This window comes from Glutamicibacter sp. M10, assembly GCF_025452055.1.
Lineage (GTDB): Bacteria > Actinomycetota > Actinomycetes > Actinomycetales > Micrococcaceae > Glutamicibacter.
In genome coordinates, this window is record NZ_CP104918.1 from 2,707,033 (window position 1) to 2,726,207 (window position 19,175).

General features: G+C 57.0%; 17 protein-coding genes and 4 tRNA genes. 7 read left to right on the forward strand and 14 right to left on the reverse strand.

The features are described from left to right. Positions 1-42: 42 nt before the first annotated feature. The 7 genes from N6V40_RS13185 to N6V40_RS13210 all read right to left on the reverse strand — a co-directional run bounded on the left by N6V40_RS13185 (position 43) and on the right by N6V40_RS13210 (position 4,867). A complete protein-coding gene (locus tag N6V40_RS13185; protein WP_242632427.1) occupies positions 43-399 on the reverse strand; it encodes a lycopene cyclase domain-containing protein in 357 nt (118 codons plus the stop codon). A gap of 342 nt (positions 400-741) precedes the next feature. Next, positions 742-1,701, reverse strand: coding sequence for a phytoene desaturase family protein (crtI, locus tag N6V40_RS17395; RefSeq protein ID WP_315973690.1), 960 nt, complete (start codon positions 1,699-1,701; stop codon positions 742-744). Continuing rightward, the gene (locus N6V40_RS17400) at positions 1,701-2,282 is read right to left on the reverse strand and encodes an NAD(P)-binding protein (RefSeq protein ID WP_315973691.1); all 582 of its coding nucleotides are present in this window, start codon (positions 2,280-2,282) and stop codon (positions 1,701-1,703) included. The genes crtI and N6V40_RS17400 overlap by 1 nt, the downstream gene beginning before the upstream one ends. Positions 2,283-2,332: 50 nt before the next feature. Next, positions 2,333-2,989, reverse strand: a complete 657-nt coding sequence (locus N6V40_RS13195; RefSeq protein WP_262197952.1) for a phytoene/squalene synthase family protein — start codon at positions 2,987-2,989, stop codon at positions 2,333-2,335. Next, entirely contained in the window at positions 2,908-3,273 is a 366-nt protein-coding gene (locus N6V40_RS13200) for a squalene/phytoene synthase family protein (protein ID WP_262197953.1), read from the reverse strand. The genes N6V40_RS13195 and N6V40_RS13200 overlap by 82 nt, the downstream gene beginning before the upstream one ends. Beyond that, on the reverse strand, positions 3,270-4,379 hold the full coding sequence (locus N6V40_RS13205) for a polyprenyl synthetase family protein (RefSeq protein ID WP_131087964.1): 1,110 nt from the start codon (positions 4,377-4,379) through the stop codon (positions 3,270-3,272). Before N6V40_RS13205 ends, N6V40_RS13200 begins: the two co-directional genes overlap by 4 nt. Next, a complete protein-coding gene (locus tag N6V40_RS13210) occupies positions 4,376-4,867 on the reverse strand; it encodes a MarR family winged helix-turn-helix transcriptional regulator (RefSeq protein ID WP_131087963.1) in 492 nt (163 codons plus the stop codon). The genes N6V40_RS13205 and N6V40_RS13210 overlap by 4 nt, the downstream gene beginning before the upstream one ends. Positions 4,868-4,994: 127 nt before the next feature. Between N6V40_RS13210 and N6V40_RS13215 the strand changes: the two genes are divergently transcribed. Together N6V40_RS13215 and N6V40_RS13220 are read left to right on the forward strand one after the other, a co-directional pair. Beyond that, the gene (locus N6V40_RS13215) at positions 4,995-5,834 is read left to right on the forward strand and encodes a TspO-related membrane protein (protein WP_131087962.1); all 840 of its coding nucleotides are present in this window, start codon (positions 4,995-4,997) and stop codon (positions 5,832-5,834) included. Next, entirely contained in the window at positions 5,831-7,303 is a 1,473-nt protein-coding gene (locus N6V40_RS13220; RefSeq protein ID WP_131087961.1) for an SDR family oxidoreductase, read from the forward strand. The genes N6V40_RS13215 and N6V40_RS13220 overlap by 4 nt, the downstream gene beginning before the upstream one ends. A gap of 6 nt (positions 7,304-7,309) precedes the next feature. Here the strand turns inward: N6V40_RS13220 and N6V40_RS13225 are convergent, their stop codons facing one another. The 6 genes from N6V40_RS13225 to N6V40_RS13250 form a co-directional block, all read right to left on the reverse strand. Then, complete coding sequence (locus N6V40_RS13225; protein WP_262197954.1) at positions 7,310-7,867, reverse strand: MarR family winged helix-turn-helix transcriptional regulator; 558 nt, start codon at positions 7,865-7,867, stop codon at positions 7,310-7,312. Between the two features lie 141 nt (positions 7,868-8,008). Then, positions 8,009-8,090 (reverse strand) — tRNA-Leu (locus N6V40_RS13230). Between the two features lie 91 nt (positions 8,091-8,181). After that, positions 8,182-8,673: a thioredoxin-dependent thiol peroxidase gene (gene bcp, locus N6V40_RS13235; protein ID WP_262197955.1), complete on the reverse strand. Its 492-nt coding sequence runs from the start codon at positions 8,671-8,673 to the stop codon at positions 8,182-8,184. 65 nt (positions 8,674-8,738) lie between these two features. Further along, positions 8,739-8,811: transfer RNA gene (locus tag N6V40_RS13240), tRNA-Lys, on the reverse strand. 326 nt (positions 8,812-9,137) lie between these two features. After that, a tRNA-Lys gene (locus N6V40_RS13245) sits at positions 9,138-9,213 on the reverse strand. Between the two features lie 47 nt (positions 9,214-9,260). After that, positions 9,261-9,336 (reverse strand) — tRNA-Lys (locus tag N6V40_RS13250). Positions 9,337-9,508: 172 nt separating this feature from the next. Here N6V40_RS13250 and N6V40_RS13255 point away from each other — a divergent pair. The 3 genes from N6V40_RS13255 (at position 9,509) to N6V40_RS13265 (ending at position 14,003) form a co-directional block, all read left to right on the forward strand. Further along, the gene (locus N6V40_RS13255; protein WP_131087958.1) at positions 9,509-10,441 is read left to right on the forward strand and encodes a 2-hydroxyacid dehydrogenase; all 933 of its coding nucleotides are present in this window, start codon (positions 9,509-9,511) and stop codon (positions 10,439-10,441) included. A 148-nt stretch (positions 10,442-10,589) separates the two neighbouring features. Next, the gene (locus N6V40_RS13260) at positions 10,590-12,434 is read left to right on the forward strand and encodes an ABC transporter substrate-binding protein (protein WP_131087957.1); all 1,845 of its coding nucleotides are present in this window, start codon (positions 10,590-10,592) and stop codon (positions 12,432-12,434) included. Positions 12,435-12,512: 78 nt separating this feature from the next. Continuing rightward, on the forward strand, positions 12,513-14,003 hold the full coding sequence (locus N6V40_RS13265; protein ID WP_207306452.1) for a malate:quinone oxidoreductase: 1,491 nt from the start codon (positions 12,513-12,515) through the stop codon (positions 14,001-14,003). 140 nt (positions 14,004-14,143) lie between these two features. Here the strand turns inward: N6V40_RS13265 and N6V40_RS13270 are convergent, their stop codons facing one another. Next, positions 14,144-14,980 (reverse strand): Ltp family lipoprotein, encoded by an 837-nt coding sequence (locus tag N6V40_RS13270; protein WP_131087956.1) that lies wholly within the window; start codon positions 14,978-14,980, stop codon positions 14,144-14,146. Positions 14,981-15,668: 688 nt separating this feature from the next. On the opposite strand from N6V40_RS13270, the gene mgrA reads away from it, so the two are divergent. Both mgrA and N6V40_RS13280 read left to right on the forward strand, forming a co-directional pair. Continuing rightward, on the forward strand, positions 15,669-16,700 hold the full coding sequence (gene mgrA, locus N6V40_RS13275; protein WP_131087955.1) for an L-glyceraldehyde 3-phosphate reductase: 1,032 nt from the start codon (positions 15,669-15,671) through the stop codon (positions 16,698-16,700). A 188-nt stretch (positions 16,701-16,888) separates the two neighbouring features. Next, on the forward strand, positions 16,889-19,126 hold the full coding sequence (locus N6V40_RS13280) for an efflux RND transporter permease subunit (protein WP_262197956.1): 2,238 nt from the start codon (positions 16,889-16,891) through the stop codon (positions 19,124-19,126). Positions 19,127-19,175: the final 49 nt, after the last annotated feature.

Here is a 19,175-nt window from a genome sequence, read left to right on the forward strand (position 1 = left end):
AAGACACCGGCCGCGAAGTTGTGATAATTCCATGAAGCATATTCAAGCCTTGTCGTGGTCAAGAGTGGAATGGCCGCTGCCCTTGCGCCTTGACTCCTGGCCTTCGAAGAGCCACCAGAGGCCGGGTGCCAAGAGCACAGCGCAGGCGGAGTAGAAGAAGTCCTCAATGGGCGCCAACCCGATGCGCAGACCGGAAAGCGTGTGCGTCCCATAGTCGAAGAGCCCCGCAAAGATCATCAGGTTGTCGAAGATCGCCGTGAGCAGCAGCATCAGCGCCATTGCGGCCAGCAACGGCAGCGCTATAGCGGCAGGCCTTTTCCGGCTGGCCAGGACGCCCAGGAGGAACACGCTGCCTGCTGCAGCGAGAAACCATAAGCTCATCTCAAGAAACAAGGTCATCGCCTTCCCCTTAGCTCTGAGCTTGCACGGCATCGCCGCGCCCGGACCTGGTTCAGCGCTTGCGCTCCGGTGACTAAAATCATCGCGCAATAGCACAGGAAGACCAGGAAAAAGACTTCTTCCAACGGAAACTGTTCGCCGACCATGATCCCGGTCATCAGCTTCGATGGCTCATGCAGGAAGATCCCTTGCCCGATGGCAAGGACATCCCAGAACACAAAAATCCCGTCCCCAATCCCAGGACCGCCAGCCCGCGCAGCGGGTGGCGGAAGACAAAGAGCTTCCATTTGGCATCCAATAGCGCCATGCACCCGAGCAGTCCGAGAAGAATACCCAGATAGATCATGTTCCCGCTTCCCTTCTGTTGGCGCTTCGTCGCTCATCGGGCAAGGGGCCAGGGGCAGTGATGCCCAGAACTGCCTTGGCGGCCAGCTCGCCGCTGATCAAGCACATCGGAACGCCAATCCCGGGGCGCACCGTACTTCCGGCATAATGCAGTCCCTGCACCTTCTTGCTGTGGTTGCCGGGCCGGAGCATGGCGCTTTGGCCCAGGGTATGTGCCAGGCCCAACGCCCCTCCCCGGTAGGCGCCATACTGCTGTTCGAAATCCGCCGGCCCGATGCTCTGGCGCACCACGATCCGCTGGCGCAGATCCGAGATTCCGGCCCAGCTCGACAGCTGGTCGATGGCGGCGTCAGCGATCTGCTCGACCATGGGATCCCCATGACCATCCGGGCCTCCTTTTCCCCATTCTGGCAGGGCCGGAGCAGGCACAAGAATGAACAGATTCTCGCAATCAGCGGGCGCGACGAAAGGGTCGGTGGCGCTGGGCTTGCAGACGTAGATGCTGGTTTCCGGCTGCAATTCGCGGCCGTCGCGGATGCGCGCGAAATTATCTTTCCAGTCCGTGCTGAAAAGCAGGTTGTGATGTTCCAGTTCTGGCAGTTTCCCGGTGATGCCCAGGCACACCAGGATGGCGCTCGGGCCTGGATCCCGGCGCGCAAAATTCTTGGCCGTATGAGTTTGGAGGTGCCCTGGCAGCAGGCTTCCGTCGATATGGCGCACATCGGCTGCCCCGATCACCGCCTGGGCCGCGGTGTGTTGCCGCTTCCCTGTGGCATCGGTCCAGTGAACCGCCGCCACCCGCGGGTTCTTGCCCGGCGTGGTTTCGATCGCGGTGGCGGTGGCTCCTACTGTGATGCTGGCTCCATGCTGGGTTGCCACCTTTGCCATAGCCTCGGCCACCGCAGCGAAGCCGCCCATCGGGTACTTGACGCCATCTGTCAGGTCCAGGTGGCTCATCAGCTGATAGAGCGCAGGGTGCGCTCCGGGCTGGAGCCCAAGAATACGGCAGGATAGCCAAGCAACTGGCGAATTTCATTGCTCTGGAAACGCTTGGCTAGGTAGCTTTCCAGGCTAGAGCCCAACAAGGCGGCCAGCTGTGGGAGCAGACGCAGCAGCTGAGGGTCCAGCAGTGACCGGGGCGAGCTGAAATCATCGTAGAGGAAGTGCTGCAGGGCCAGTTCGTAACCTGTGCGAGCGGTGCGCAGGTAATCCTCAAGCGCTGGAGTGCTTCCCGGTTCTAGGGATTCGAAGAGCGCGCGGATGCCCGGTGCGGTGCCCACGTCCACCGGAGATTGGCGGCCCTGGAAGAACGTGCGGTATCCGATTTCCAGTTCGCGCACCTCCAGCTGCGCGCTGACACTGGTTCCCATGAGCTCGAACCAATGCTCGAATACCTCTGGCATGAGATACCAGGAGGGCCCGGTATCGAAGCGGAATCCCGCGCGCTCAATACGGCCGGACCGGCCGCCCACCGTGGCGTGCTGTTCCAGCAAGGTGACATTGCACCCGCGCGCGGCCAGCAGACCGGCGCTGGCCAAGCCCGAGAATCCCCTCCGATGACTACCACGTCCCGAATTTCTCTGGCCATCTAGTGCCGCCTTTCCATGATGTGACTGGTTTGCGTCTTTCCCGGCCTGCCCAGCAGCACCCGCACCGCGATCATCGCCTTGCGCCCGGGGGAAACCGAGATTCTGGTGCGCAGCAGCATTTTTGCCGGAGCCTTGTCCAGCTGCCTGTTCAACTCCCTGAACAGGTCGTGGGCCAGGCGCACCGCACGCGCCGCGGCGGGCGCCAGCAGTGGCAGCCCAGCACGCGCCGTTTCCAGATCCTGCTCGATCTGCGCCACCAGGCGCTGCTTTTCCTGCTCGCTAAATGCTGCGGGGTTGATGCCGGGGAAATAGGCACGTCCCAGCTCCTGGCTGTCCTGCATCAAATCGCGCAGGAAATTGACCTTCTGGAAGGCCGCGCCCAGGCTTCGGGCCGCCCGTTTGGCCTGGTCCGCTTGCTCCGCGTCCAGCGGCACGGCCCCGGGCATCGCCAGGAACACCTGAAGACACATCAGCCCGATCACCTCGGCGGAGCCGTAGATATAATCTTCGAGGCTGCGCGCATCGTGCTGCCCGGTGGTCAGGTCCGCCCGCATCGAGGCGAAGAACGGGGCAGTCAGCGCCTGCGTGATGCTGGTGGAACGAGCGGTGAGCGCAAAGGCATGCACCACCAGATTGGTGCTGTAGCCGCGTTCCATGGCACGTTCCGTTTCCGCTTCCAGGTCATCGAGGCACGCGGCGATCGCGCGCGGCTCGAGCCCGGCTTGAAGGCCACGCCGTCGACGATTTCATCGGCGAGGCGCACCAGGGCGTAGATATTGGCGATATGGGTGGCGCTAGCTGTGTCGAGCATCCGGCAGGCCAGCGAGAAGGAGGTGGAGTACTGGCGAAGCAGCACCTGCGCGCTGCGTTGTGCCGTGCGGGAATACAAGTGCAGGGCAGGGGTGCGCGGGTTGAGCTCCCGCGGTTTTATGGCGTTCATCGGCGTCGCTCCAGGATGAGGTGGCTGCAGGTGCGCAGCAGCTGCTGGGCCTCCTCGGGCAAGTCGCGGAATGCCGTCGATCCAGTGGCGCGGCTGCACAGTGCTTGGGCCAGATGCCGGGCGAATTGCTCCGTCCCCTGGTCGACCAGCTCTTGGCGGATCTGCCCGACTGACACGTGACCGGAGCGGAGGCCATTTAGCATCTGGGCAAATTCAGGCTGTTCGGCGGCCAGGGCCAGCAGGATCGTGCTCTTGAATTCGCGCAGGTCGGACTCCACGGATTTGCCGGTGCACGAAGGATCCCCGAAGGTTCCAAGCACATCGTCGATGACCTGGTACGCCACCCCCAGCTGGCAGCCGACGGTGCCGATGTTTTCAGCTTGGCCCATGGTTGCACCTGCCAAGAGCGCCCCCGCTTGCAGCGGCAACTGGAAGGAGTACGATGCGGTTTTTAGCTGCTCCATGCGCAGCACTTCGCTGGTGGTCGCCGGGGCCGATCCCAGGGAGTAGAGCAGATCCTCCAGTTCCCCTGCTCCGGCCTGCTCGATTGCCTGGAAGAAGGCCTGCTCCACGACGGACTCGCTGTCGGTGCCAGCGGCGGCCCGTGCGGCGAGCTTGATCGCCTCGCTGATCAGCAGGTCACCGGCGATGATCCCCACCGAATTCCCGGCATGCTCCGCTTCGGCCTGGCTGCGCCCGACGGTTAGAGCTTGATCGCGGTACAGCGCCGAGATGGTTGGCTCTGCGCGGCGCACGAAGTCCTTGTCCACCACATCGTCGTGGATCAGCAGCGCACTGTGTAGCAGCTCGAAAGCGCAGCCCAAATCGATGGCACGGACCTCATTGCAGCCCGAGAAGGCGCGGTAGCCGAGCATGACCAAGGCCGGGCGCATCAGCTTGCCTGTGGACAGGCGGGCGGTGATCTGCGACCACAGCACGGCGGCCTGCGCGGAATACGCCGCGCTGCGCTGCTGAGCCTGCAACCCGATCTGCTCGAGGCGATCGCTGATGGCCGCCCGGGTGACTTCGTCGATGAACCCCTTCTCGCCGGTCATCGTGCGCGGGCCGGCCGGCGAAGATTGATCGGTACTGGCATGCGTTGTCATAGTTCACTGCTCCGGTGATCTGGTGGGGTGGAATTATCGTCTTGCCCAGTGCTGGCGGCCTGCAGCGATAGGAGGATTTCCGCGAGCAGCGTGCGCAGCGCTTGTCGGGAGGGAGCATCGAGCTGCGCACAGAACCTGTGCAGGCTGCGCAGGATCGCCAGCGCCTCGCCGGTTGCCTCGGGAAAGGCAGGGCCTGCATGGATCACAGTGCGCCTCCGGTCCGTGGGGTGTTCCCGGCGCGCGATCACTTGGCGTACCTCGAGCCGATCTAACACCGCGGTGATGCCGGCCGTAGAAACGCCCAGCTCCTTAGCCAGCTCGCCGGGTCCGGGTGCGCTCAAGCTGCGGATGAGGTTCAGCGCTTTGAGATCCGTGTCGTTCAGATTCAGGCCAGCGCGTAATCGAACTTCGCGCAGTGCATGCGCTCGCTGAAGTGAGATCAGAGAGCGGAAAAGTTCCGAAGTACGGAAGGGAGGTGCACTTGCCATGATTTTTTATCTCGCTATGTTGATATTTAGCTTATCTAGATACATGATGTTTTAATAATATAGTTTTGTAGAGATAGGTTTGTCCAGCCGCATCCGCAAAAAGATTCCACGATCCTAGGAGCAACGCATGAGACCCTCACACCAACCCGCACTGCAGCCGGGCGTCAGCCCTGTTGCCGAACCGCGATGGACCTGGTCGGTGGTCACGGCAATCTCGCTGGCCACGGCCATCGTCGTATCCTTCATCGGCAGCGGAGCACTGGGCGGCACTCCGGTCCAGCAGGTGGCCGGAGGCTACCTCAGCGCTGATGCGACACTGCTGGCGCCGGCAGGACCGGCATTTTCGATCTGGAGCGTGATCTACGCCGGATTGGCGGTCTACGGCATTTTCCAGCTCACTGCATCGGGCCGGCGCTCTTCCTGGGCAGCGACCCTGCGAACTCCGGCCGTGCTCTCGGCATTGCTCAATGCGGCTTGGATCAGCGTGGTGCAACTTGGCTGGTTGGGACTCAGTGTTGCCATTATTTTCGGCCTCGTCGCCGTCCTGGCGTGGATGATGGCAATCATGCGTGCCGGCACGCCATCATCGGGGCTGGAATACTGGATCATGTGGCTGACCTTCGGCCTCTACCTGGGATGGGTAAGCGTTGCCAGCATAGCCAATACCGCGGCATGGCTGTTGTCGCTGGGCTTCGGCGTCGATGCTGCGTGGGCTCCCAAGCTGGCCGTCGCGCTTTTGATTGTTGCCGTCCTGATTGCTCTGACCATCAGCTTCTATGCGCGCAACATCTTTGCTCCAGCAGCTATCTGCTGGGGTCTGCTATGGATCGGCGTTGGGCGCCTGGGCGGGGCCAACGCATCGAATCTGGTTGGCATCACCGCACTCGGCTGCGCGGCAGCAGTCCTGATTGGAGCCAGCGCAATCGCCTGGCACCGCACATCGAGTTCAAAGGAGGGCTCCCGATGAGCATGATCGCCGTCACCGGTGCCACCGGATACATCGGAGGCCGGCTGGTCCCGCGGCTGCTGCGCCAAGGGCACCAGGTCAAGGTCTTCACCCGCGATGCCCAGCGTTTGCGCGACGTTCCCTGGCATGCCGAGGTGGACATCATCGAAGGAGACCTCGCGGACCTTGAGGCCGTTTCCCAGCTCTGCTCCGGTGCCGACGTCGTCTATTACCTGGTGCATTCCATGTCCGGAAGCCGCAATTTCGCCGAACAGGAGAAAAATTGCGCTTTTGTCATGGCCCAGGCGGCACTGCAGCAAGGTGTTGGCCAAGTCGTCTACCTTTCCGGGCTGCACCCTTCGGGAGAACTCAGCGAGCACTTGGAATCCCGTGTTGCCGTAGGAGAGATCCTGTCCGCTTCGGTGAACACGCTGATCCTGCAGGCCGGACTGGTGATCGGCTCGGGATCCGCCAGTTTCGAGATGATCCGGCACCTGAGCGATGTACTGCCGGTGATGCCGGCACCACGGTGGGTGCGCAACAAGGTCCAGCCCATAGCCATTCGCGATGCCCTGCATTATCTCGTGGCCGCAGCCGAACTGGGAGCGCCCGTCCAAGGCGCCTACGACATCGGTGGACCGCGAGCCTACAGCTACGCCCAGCTGATGCAAATCTATGCCCGCGTGGCCGGGCTACGCGAACCGAGGATCTGGGCGCTTCCGCTGCTGACCCCGCGGTTGGCCTCGCATTGGGTCAATCTGGTCACGCCCCTGCCCCGCACTTTGGCTACCGCGCTCGTCCAGTCCTTGCAGCACGACTGCGTTATGCAATCGCGAAAAATTGACGATCTCATTGCGCCGCCTGCGCAGGGCTTGTGCGACTACCCCAAATCGGTGCACTTGGCCTTGGAAAAGATTCATGCGGACGCGGTGGAAACCACCTGGGCGACAGCCCATCCGATTTCAGCTCCGGCCGAGCCGCTGCCCTCGGATCCACAATGGGCTGGGCGCAAAAGCTATACCGATACGCGCAGGATCAGCACGGCAGCCACCCCGCAGGCACTCTTCCAGGTGGTGCAGCGACTCGGCGGTGATTCGCCATACTTCGCATTCCCAAGTCTCTGGAGGCTGCGCGGCCTGATGGATAAACTAGCCGGCGGCGTGGGGTCACGTCGAGGCCGGCGCTCGCACAGCACCCTGGCCCTAGGCGATGTAGTTGACTGGTGGCGGGTCGAGGCGCTGGAGAAGGACCGCCTGTTGCGCTTACGAGCGGAAATGCGCGTTCCGGGACAGGCCTGGCTTGAATACTCCATCGGCCAGCAAGCCAACGGAAACTCTGAGCTCATCCAGCGTGCGGTCTTCTTTCCCCGCGGCCTCTGGGGACGCTGCTACTGGTGGGCGGTCTACCCGTTTCACGGGGTCATTTTCCCGGCGACAATCGCCAACATCGCGAAGGACGCAGAACAGGCACCGCGCGGTTTCCGGGACTAGGCGCGACTAGGAACGCGTGGGGTTTGACTGCTCCAGGCTGCTGTCCAGGGCATCGGAGGTCTCGGCCAGGAAACGGATCACGACCTCGCGTTCTTCAGGGGTCAGAGAATAGGCCACCTCAAAGCGCTTGGCATGATGCCGCCCCATCTGCTCGCGCGCAGCCAGATGTGCCTGCTCGGTGACTTCGATGCACTGCGACCGGCGGTCCGTCGGATGCTGGCTGCGCCTAACATGCCCATTGGCTTCAAGCCGGTCGATCATTTTCGTCACGGACGCGCTGGAGATCCCGAGATAAGCGCGCAAATCAGTGGGTGTAGTAACCCTGCCCACATTCTTTGCGGCGATCAATTGCCGAAGCGCACGCATGTCGGTCTCATTCAATTGCATATAGCGCTGCGAGCTGCGCATGATCTTGCGCTCAACCTGCCGCATTCGGCCCATCTCGGCCATGATCCGCTCGATCTGCGCCAGATCAGAAGGGGAAATGCCCCGCCGGTCAATCAATAACTGTTCTGGATCCGATTCTACAAGCCCATAGGTTGTGGGCAACCGCTCTACTGCCATAACACCCTCCCCTACGCCCTTGCCCGGCCCAGCAACACGATTATTCGCTGCCTATGATCCTTTAATACTACGCTTCACTGGCTTGCCATGAAGCAGACAAAAACCCTGCGGTCCGATTGCTCAGACCGCAGGGTTATCAGGTGCGAGTAGAGAGACTTGAACTCTCACGTCCGAAGACACTGGAACCTAAATCCAGCGCGTCTACCAATTCCGCCATACTCGCTAGCGCTACACCGAGAATCGAAATCCTCGAAGGCGACCTCAATCAGTGTAGCGGAAGTTTTCACCGATACGAAATCGGCGAGTCACGCGGCCTACTTTGGGTCAATCCCCAAGTCACGACGGAGCTTAGCAACGTGACCTGTAGCACGCACGTTGTACTGCGCGAGTGCCACATTGCCCTCTTCATCCACAACGATGGTTGAGCGAATCAGTCCCTCGTAAACACGTCCGTAGTTCTTCTTTTCACCCCACGCGCCGTATGCCTCGGCCACCGCGTGATCCTCATCAGAGAGTGTTGGGAAGTTTAGGGATTCGTTTGCGACGAACTTTTCGAGCTTTGAAACCTTGTCCGGAGAGATACCCAGAACTTGGTAGCCCAGAGACTTCAAAGACTCAATCGAGTCACGGAAGTCGCAGGCCTGCTTAGTGCAGCCTGGGGTGGAAGCTGCCGGGTAGAAATATACGATGGTTTTCTTACCGCGGTAATCAGATAAGGACAACGAGTTACCCGCCGCGTCAGTCAGGGTAAATTCTGGAGCCTTATCGCCAACGGCAAGGCGTGCGGTTGTTTCGGAAGTGCTCATTACTGGACCTCTTTTCTTCACGGTATACAAAAAATCCGACCTGATGAATCAGATCGGATTTACTGTGCGCCCCTCGGGACTTGAACCCGAAACCTAATGATTAAGAGTCATTTGCTCTACCAATTGAGCTAGAGGCGCATATCGCTCTGACTAGTTCTTTTGAAGAAGTTATCTTTGCAACGTAGATAATCATAAGCAGTAACCGACCAAAAAACAAAACCCGGTCAATCTGCCGCTAATGAGCGCGTAGCTACTAGTCAACCCCTGATTTACGATAGGCCAACTGAGCACCAAGTAACTCACGCCACACCATATTGTCTATGCAGCGCCTCACATTACCTTCCGTGCCTTGTGGTTGCCACGTAGAACACGGGCCTACAGGCAGAAGGAACGCAATTTGAATTTAGGTCCCGAGAATCCGGGAAAACAAAAATAGGCCAGACCGAAGTCTGACCTATTTTCTTTGGTGCGCCCCTCGGGACTTGAACCCGAAACCTAATGATTAAGAGTCATTTGCTCTGCCAATTGAGCTAGAGGCGCGTTTTATTCTTTTGTGAACATATTGCTCATCGAAACGATCAATATGTTGGTGCGCCCCTCGGGACTTGAACCCGAAACCTAATGATTAAGAGTCATTTGCTCTGCCAATTGAGCTAGAGGCGCCCGCTGCGATGTTCTAGAAGCTTTTGGGCTCCGCGCTTTCGCAACGAGATAAAACTTTACCAGCTTTATCCCCCAGCGCAAATTCGATACCCACCGCGGACCGGTGACCTTCATTACAGGATATGACTAGGCGTTACTTCCATAGGATCGCTTCGGTTTGTACAGTGAATCCATGAGTGGACAACAAACAATTTCTTTCCCTTCCCAAGATTTGATTGATGCGGTGGGCTCATTCCCCGAGAATCTCAAACCAGTGCTGTGGGATCTGGTCAACGACCCGCAGACTCCCCTAGACGAGATTGAAATTGCGGTCATGCCTTATATGGCTAACCCAGCCGCCCTGAACAACATCCGCAAGGCACCTAACTTGAAGATTGTTCAGACCCAGACCACCGGCTTTGACGGCTTAGTGGATCTGATTGGAGACCGGGCAAACATCAACACAGCAGCCGGAGTCCACGCAGCATCAACTGCAGAGATGGCCATCGGTCTGGCTATTGCGTCCCTGCGTGGATTCCCGCAGGCAGTTCGAGACCAGCAGGACGGCCGCTGGAACCCGCAGCAGTGGCCTGGTCTGGCTGATCGAACCGTAGGACTGGTAGGTGTTGGCGGAATCGGTGAAGAAATTCGCAAGCGTCTGGAACCTTTTGAGGTAAACCTGCTGCGCTTTGGTTCAACAGCTCGTGCAGATGAGCACGGCGAAATCCTTTCCACCAACGAACTTTCCCAGCACGCTGCAGATATAGAAGTACTGATCTTGATTGTGCCGCTCACCGATTCCACCCATCATCTTGTTGACGCTGAGCTCTTGGCGCAGCTGCCCGACGGCGCAACGATCGTGAATGTTGCTCGCGGACCGGTGGTTGATACCGATGCTTTGGTTAAAGAAGTCGCCTCTGGACGCCTCAACGTTGCCTCGGATGTGTTCGACCCGGAGCCACTGCCTAAAGATCACCCCTTGTGGCAGCATCCCAACGCGCTGATCATTCCCCACAACGGCGGAAATACTGCAGCCTTCTTCCCGCGTATGGTCAAGCTCCTCAAGCGACAGCTAGTTCAATGGTCCGAGGGAGATCTTGGCGAGAATGTTGTGCACCGCAGCTAACAATTAGGTGACACTTATCCGCCCCGGGAGTTTTAGCCCCGGGGCTATAGCGATGGTGCGCTATCTTTGATAAATACCGTTAGTCCACCATTGTTATTGGTGCGTGCGGCATAGAACGTTGCTTGCTAAAGGAAGATGAGCCATCCCAGTGCCCGATTTGCCACTAAGTCTCGTATCTCGACGCGCAATGCTGACCGGTACTTTGGCGACAACCGCTCTGGCATTGGCCGCCTGCACTGGAAAATCTGGCACTCAAGCCGATCCGTCTTCCAATGCTTCTGCCTCAAGCACCCCGATTCCCCGGACCCTACGCCTGTCCGCCTCGGCTCCGCCGATCAAGTTAGATCCAGCCGTGGTTGCCGACAATGAGTCGTTCCGCGTCACTCGTCAGGTGTACGAGACGCTCGTTAATATTGATCTGGATACCGGTGGCGCAATTCCAGGACTGGCAGAGTCTTGGAGTGAAAGTACAGACGGACTAACCTACGTCTTCAAATTGCGTGAAGGTGTGCTCTTTCACGACGGCACCGAGCTGATTGCAGCCGGCGTTATTGCCAACTTCAAACGTTGGGAATCCCTGTCCAGCTCCCAAACCGCCTCGTCGACGCAGGGTTTCTTTGACGTTTTCCACTACGACTGTGACATTCCCAAGCTCCCTAAGGCCGACGATCTTGAGCCGGAGGTCAAGGACGGCGAATCCGCTTCGGCAGAACAACTGGCCACACAGCAAGAACGTGTTCAACAGCTAACGGAGCTGCAAAAGCAATTCACCACCAACCTCTTTACTGGTAAGTCAAAGGGTGGGAGCGCAAGCTACTTCAGGTCGGTGGAAGCCACCGACAAATACGAAGTCACTCTACGTTTGCGCCGCCGCCTGCCAGATCTTATTGAGGCATTCACTCTTCCAGGAATGGCCATTGCTGCACCTAGCGGCCTGACCGGTGGACCAGAAGATAACCCTGCCGAATCTTTGGCTACCGCACCGGTCGGCACCGGTCCCTATAAGTTTGTTTCTTTGGACAAGGTTGTTGTTCGTCTCGAGATCTTTGCTGACTACTGGAATCAGAAGCGGCTCACAGACAATAAGCAACACCCAGAAGTAGTTCTCATTTCTTCCATACCTTCCCCGTATAACCGGGAGGGCGCCTTGCTGGCCGAAGAAGTTGATGGATTCGATATGGTCTCCGTTGACACCATGCGCACCTTGGTACGCAATGCAAAGGTAGTTGTTCAGCGTGACCCATTCTCCGTGCTGTACCTCGGCATGGATCAGCGCAACAAGTGGCTAGCAAAGCCTGAGTTCCGCAAGGCCATTGCCCATGCAACTAACAGGACTTCACTGGCTGACAAACTATTCATTCAGGGATCAAAGTACGCGGCCACCATTTTGCCGCCAGCGCTGAACATTCCCAGTCCAGAAAATACGCCGAGTCATGATGAGTCCAAGGCCAAGGCACTTCTGGATGAGATCAACTACAAGGGAGAAGAAATTGAGTTTGCCTACCCACTACGGGTATCGCGCAACTATCTCCCACTTCCTGAACGTACCTTTGCTCAGATCTCAGAGGACCTAGCCAAGGTAGGCATTCGTATCAAGCCTCGTCCTATCGCGTGGACCGATGGCTATGTGAAAACCGTGCAATCAAGTGAATTTAACGGGCTACACCTACTCGGGTTCTCCGGAGGCTACCGCTCAGCAGATGACTTCTTCTCCGGAATATTGGCAAATAAAGCTAATGAGTTCGGATACAAGTCAGCGTTACTTGACTCACAAATCTTGCTTGCTCGTTCCATTCCTTCGGGAGAAGAACGCACTAATGCCTACGCAAGCATTCTGAAGACATTGGATGAGGATCTACCGTTGTTGCCACTGGTCTTCCCAATCTCAGCCTTGGCATTCAACGGAAACGTCACCTTCTATCCCCCATCGCCGATGCTCAACGAATGCTACGCCGATGTGCAGATGACTAATTCACCAGCCCTAAAGAGTTAATCAGCATTAACCCAGTTAACGATTTCTAACCCAAGGGTGGTTAGGTCTACTCTGGGATAGAGCAAAGTATCACTGTCGATGGAGATCCTCGTGCCTTCTGAAACGTCAACCGAATCTTTTGACGTAGTACTAATCGGTGCCGGCATCATGAGTGCCACTCTTGGCACCATGATCAACCAGCTGGAACCAACCTGGTCTATTGGTCTCTTTGAGAACCTAGACAAGGCGGGGTTGGAGTCATCCTCCCCTTGGAACAACGCTGGTACCGGCCACTCGGCCCTGTGCGAGTTGAACTACACCGCAGCTTCTGCTGACGGTTCGGTTGATCCAGCCAAGGCTATTGGCATCAACGAACAGTTCCAGATGTCCCGCCAGTTCTTCTCCTGGGCCGTGGACAACAAGCGCGTTGCTGACAACAGCTTCATCAACCCGCTTCCTCATATGTCGTTTGTTATCGGCGAGGACCACTCCAAGTACCTGCAGACCCGTTACGAGGCACTGAAGCCCAACGCTCTGTTTGAGGAACTGGAAATCACCAACGACCTAGACACCATCAATCAGTGGACTCCACTCGTTGCTCAGGGTCGCGACGCTTCGCAGAAGGTTGCAGCTTCACGCGTAACCTCGGGTACCGACGTTGACTTCGGTCGCCTCACCGCAGATTTGACCAACTCGCTGAGCGCCGCTGGTGCTTCGGTGAACTACGGTCACAAGGTTCAGAACCTCAAGCGCTCCGGTGCTGGTTGGGAACTGACCGTCAAGGACAAGGCCTCCGGCACAGTAAAGAACGTCAAGGCAAAGTTCGTCTTTGTTGGCGCAGGTGGCGGCGCACTGCCACTGCTGCAGAAGTCAGGCATTGATGAAATCAAGGGCTTCGGTGGCTTCCCAGTCTCCGGTCAGTTCTTGCGTTGCACCGATGAGACCATCGTGAACCAGCACAATGCTAAGGTTTACGGCCAGGCTTCGGTTGGCGCTCCTCCAATGTCGGTTCCACACTTGGACACCCGCTTTGTTGATGGCAAGCGCTCGCTGATGTTCGGCCCTTACGCTGGATTCTCGATGAACTTCTTGAAGTCCACCAGCCAGCTTGATCTTCCACTGTCGCTGCGCCCACACAACCTCATTCCGATGTTGGCTGTTGGCAAGGACAACCTAGATCTGACTACTTACCTGATCAAGGAAGTTCTCAAGTCCCGCGCTAAGAAGGACGAGGCGCTGACCGAGTACTTCCCTGGTGCCGATGGTTCCAAGTGGGAATTGATCACCGCCGGTCAGCGTGTACAGGTCATCAAGAAGGATGCCAAGAAGGGCGGTGTACTTCAGTTCGGAACCGAGGTCATCACTTCTTCGGACGGCTCCATTTCCGGTCTGCTCGGCGCTTCGCCTGGTGCTTCGACCGCAACCCCAATCATGGTTGGCCTGCTCTCGCGCTGCTTCCCTAAGCAGTTCGCCGGCTGGGAGTCGAAGCTCAATGACATGATTCCTTCTTACGGTCAGAAGCTGAATGAAAACCCAGCGCTCTACGCTGAGGTTAAGGCTGCTACCGATAAGGCTCTGGGACTAATCTAGTTCTACGTTCAAAGGTCCGTCCACCAATTGGTGGACGGACCTTTTACGTTAACTCACACCATGAGCAACTAGACACCAGCAACAAAGCTCGAGACTTGCCTCTCAGCCATCACAAAAATGATAGTCACTCAGCATCGTAGCTACAGACCCGTTGTGCTTACCCCATATGCCGCCTGCTTCTGGGTGAAGCCTTCAAATTCCAGCTGTTTGACCAGCCCTGACTTTGAGAATGACGTATATTCCAAGTAACTGGCAGCTTTCAACGCGGCCTGTTCGTTCCAATCAACAGTGACGCGTTCAACCGCCCAAGCAGCTTCGGATTTTGAAAAACCCTCAAATTCAAGCTGTCCAGCGAGACCAGTCTTTGAAAAAGCGGTATATTCCAAATAATCAGCAGCTTTATTCAGCGCATTTTGCTGGCTAAGTGTCCCAGCTTCTTCTTCCGCTTCCGCCGAAGCTTCCGCTTCCTCCTTAGCCTTGGCGCTAGCTTCAGCTTTCTTTTCTTCCTCAGCCTTTGCTTTTTCTTCCGCCGCGGCCTTTTCTTTCTCTTCGGCAGCGGCCGCTGAACTTGCCGCAGCTTTTTCTTCCTTGGCCTGTTCCTCCGCCGCTTCTTTAGAGCTTTCGTCAGCTTCAGAAAAAGCAGAGGCACTTGCCAACGGTTCCTCGGCCAGCGCGATATTCGAGGCGCTTGCAGCAACATTGGCGCTTGGACTTGCAACTACCGGGTCACCACCCCCGTCTTCGCCCCCATCACTAAGCGCAGCGATGACAACAATGGCAACGATTCCCCCTAGAACGCCGAGGCCAATTTTCTTTCCTCGCCCAAGGCGCTTCTTGGCGGAAGACACAGGCAACCCAAGCGGCGAGGAATCAAGTGAAGCGCTATTTGTTGCTCCCCAATCCGGCACTACAGACATGAACAGGAACGGGTTCTGCGAATACTCGATCGGCGGTTCAGCAGCAGCTCCGGTATTCATGTCAACCCACAGAGGCCATCCGGCTGGCGGAGCGCCCCAAGAAGGCTCTGGGGTCCATTGGACACCAGGGACAAAATCGTGCGGAAGGTAAGGCCGCCAGGCTGGCGGTGGATTAAAACGAGTGGACAACTTGTCCTCCTAGGAACTGATTTGAGAGTGAACTTGATGGCCCCAATCAATCCCCACCAAGTAGCCCCAAGCGTACGTCCAGCTTCCGACATTTTAGAGAAATTCAGACAAATAAGTTTACGGCTCTAATTGTTACTGAACAGAAACTTCATTAGAACGTTGACGTAAAGCAGGCATAATACTTTTCCTAGAAATCTTGCAACCACCAGAAAGTACCAAATTTTCATAAAAGCGACTCTTTGGGCTGAAGCTATTCATTCCCTAACCACGGCACGGTATAGATCTAGATACCAAGAATCGTCAGGTAACTCATTCGGTACCGAAAAGACTCGACCTGGCGGTCTGCCAACCCGAAACGCTCGTCTATGACCGACATTGGAAGCCTCCCTCATTCCATAGAACTTCTTGCTCCGAACAATTTAATTCCACACGGGCCACACCAAGAACCACAGATCACAATTCCTGTATCCTCAAAAAGGTTGTCTACTTCACACTAACTGTTTTTAGTCTCAAAATTTCCTGCGCCGGCCAACCCCGCGCGGAATGCTGAAAGGTACCAATGACCTATACCGCAGCGGGAAACCGTTACGACTCCATGCCCTACCGCCGCGTTGGACGTAGCGGTCTGAAGCTTCCCGTTATTTCGTTGGGACTGTGGCATAACTTTGGCGATGACAAACGCTTTGACGAGCAGGGCGCAATCCTGCGCCGTGCCTTTGATCTAGGTGTCACACACTTTGATCTGGCCAATAACTACGGTCCACCGGATGGTACCGCTGAAAAGAACTTCGGTCGCCACCTGGCCCAAGACTTCAAGCCTTACCGCGACGAATTGGTCATCTCCTCCAAGGCCGGTCACCGCATGTGGCCTGGCCCCTACGGTGATGGCGGCTCCCGCAAGTATTTGCTGTCCAGCCTTGACCAGTCCCTCGAACGCATGGGCCTAGACTACGTAGATATTTTCTACAGCCACCGCCCAGATCCTGAGACACCTATGGAAGAAACCATGGGCGCACTGGATCAAGCAGTCCGTTCAGGCAAGGCACTGTACGCAGGTATCTCCTCGTACTCCCCTGCCCAGACACTGGAGGCAGCACGAATCCTCAAGGAACTTGGCACTCCACTACTCATTCATCAGCCAAGCTACTCAATGTTTAACCGCTGGACCGAAGCAGAGAACCCTAACGTCTTCCAAGCCTTGGAGCAGGTAGGTGCTGGGTCTATTGCCTTCTCGCCATTGGCCCAGGGTTTGCTGACCAACCGGTACCTGAATGGAATCCCGGAAAACTCGCGCGCCACCAAGGGACGATTCCTCTCCGAGTCGGCAATCACCGACGAGATCCTGGACCGTATCCGCGGGCTCAACGATATTGCTGCCAAGCGCGGGCAGTCGTTGGCCCAGATGGCTATCGCGTGGTTGCTGCGCGACCAGCCACTTGGCACGCCAGTGACCTCCGCCTTGGTTGGTGCATCGAGCGTGAAGCAGTTGGAAGACTCGTTGGCTGCGGTCAATAATCTTGAGTTCTCCACCGAAGAATTGGAAATAATCGACAAATTTGCGGCCGTTTCTGGTGGCAACGTCCGTGCCTAACCCGCGCACTTGAAGAACTTACAAACCCCTTGCGGACAACAGTCCGCGAGGGGTTTGTTTGTGCCACTACTCCTCACGGATGATCTTTACCGTTTTAACTCTTTAGTGGACAGTTGCGCATGCACAACAAACTAGAATTGGTTCCAAGCACTTCATCCGTACTGCGACCTAGCTAGGACTACACCCGCATGCAACGCTTGGCCACCTTGTCATTGAAGAACCGAGCGCTCATTGCGCTAATTACGGTCTTCGCCGCCATCTTTGGTGTGATCTCCATGGGATCACTAAAACAGGAACTAATCCCCTCCATGGAGTTCCCGCAGATCTCCGTCATGGCTACCCAAACAGGTTCAAGTCCTGATGTCATCGATGAGCAGGTTGCCGCTCCGCTTGAAACGGCGTTGCAGGCTGTTGAGGGTCTTGAATCTTCCAGCGCTACCTCGCAGGCCGGATTCACCCGCATTGCGTTAACCTTTGCGTACGGCACCGATATGGATCGTGCCCGTTCTCAAGTAGACCGCGCGATCTCTAACGCCAAGTCCCAATTACCTGATGACGTTGAGCCAACAGCGCTGGCCGGCTCCATCGCAGATCTTCCGGTACTGATGCTTGCTGTCTCCTCGGATGAGTCCTTGGAGTCGCTCAATGACGACGTTAAGCGAATTGCACTTCCCAAGCTACAGAAGATTGACGGAGTCCGTGAAGCCTCAGTTTCTGGTGGTGCGACCCAGCACATTGCGGTGAAACCGAAAAACGCTGAGATGTCCCGTGCCGGGCTGACCGTCTCCGATTTGAAGGACGGCATCGAGAACGCCGGCTCACCAATTCCGGTGGGCAATATGAACGTGGACGGTCTCCAGTTGCCCGTTATTGCCGGCTCAACCCCGGATAATTTGGATGCTATCAAGAACATCCCGATCGTTACGGATAATGGACCAGCCCTGCTCAAGGACGTTGCAGATGTTTCGGTCAAGGCCGATGAAGCAACCAGCATCACCCGCACCAACGGTGCAGAAACTCTTTCCATCTCGGTGACCAAAACCCCAGATGGCGATACCGTTGCCATCTCCCACGCGGTTGCTGACATGGTTGAGGACCTTCAGTCCGAGCTGGGCCACAAGGCCACTATGACCACGATCTTTGATCAGGCACCATTTATTGAAGACTCGATCAGCCACTTGGCTATCGAAGGTGCGCTGGGCCTTGGTTTTGCGGTCATCATTATCTTGATCTTCCTGTTCTCAGTGCGTTCCACCTTGGTCACCGCAATCTCGATTCCACTGTCGCTGATGATGACCTTCATTGGAATGAACGTCTTTGGCTACACCCTGAACATGCTCACCTTGGGCGCACTGACCATCTCCATTGGCCGTGTGGTTGATGACTCGATTGTGGTCATTGAAAACATCAAACGACACCTTGCCTTTGGTGAATCCAAGGCTCAGTCCATCTTGCTAGCGGTCAAGGAAGTTGCCGGTGCTATCACGGCTGCAACGCTGACCACGGTGGCAGTCTTCCTACCTATCGCAATGGTTGGCGGTATGGCTGGTGAACTGTTCAGCCCGTTCGCGCTAACCATGACCATCGCACTGCTCGCTTCACTTCTGGTCTCTTTGACTATCGTTCCGGTTTTGGCCTACTGGTTCTTACCGCACCGTCCAGGGACCACCAAGGCGCACACGGTTCACGTTGCTGAAGATAAGTCGTGGATGCAGCGGGCTTATCAGCCAGTGCTGAAATCTACCCAGAAGCACCCGGTCATCACCTTGTTGGCCTCAGTGCTGATCTTGGCTGGCACCGTAGCCATGACCCCGTTGCTGAACACCAACCTGCTGGGTTCTACCGGCGAAAACTCCATCACGGTCAAGGCCACTATGCCTTCGGGTACCGCGTTGAATACAACCACTAATGAAGCCAAGAAGATTGAGTCTAAGCTTGGCGACATTGATGGTGTAGAAGACGTTCAGATGACCGTCGGTACCGCCAGCGGCATGGCGGCCATGTTTGCTTCCGGTTCAGACACCGCAAGCTTTACCGTCATTACCGATAAGGACGCAGATCAGGAAAAGCTGACCGATACGATCCACGAGCAAGTTGATTCCCTTGATCTGTCCAAGGACATGACCGTCACCTACGGTTCCAATTCTTCGGCTATGACCTCAAGTGACGTCACCGTGGAGATCAAAGCTCCTAATGAAGACAGCTTGCGGGAAGCCACAGCGACTATGCGTGAGGCGCTTGAGGACACCGCGTATGTCTCCGGTATTACCGACAACCTCTCGGCTGAACGTGAGCAGGTATCCATCGACATCGATGCAGATAAGGCCGCAGCAGCGGGTCTGACCGAATCCCAGCTGGCCGGAATGGTCGCTGGCCAGGTCTCCCTGTTCCAGCCGGCAAGCTTCGCCTTGATTACACCGACCTGACGGTACAGATTGGTGAGGGGCTCAAGCTCGATAGCGTACAGAAGCTCCG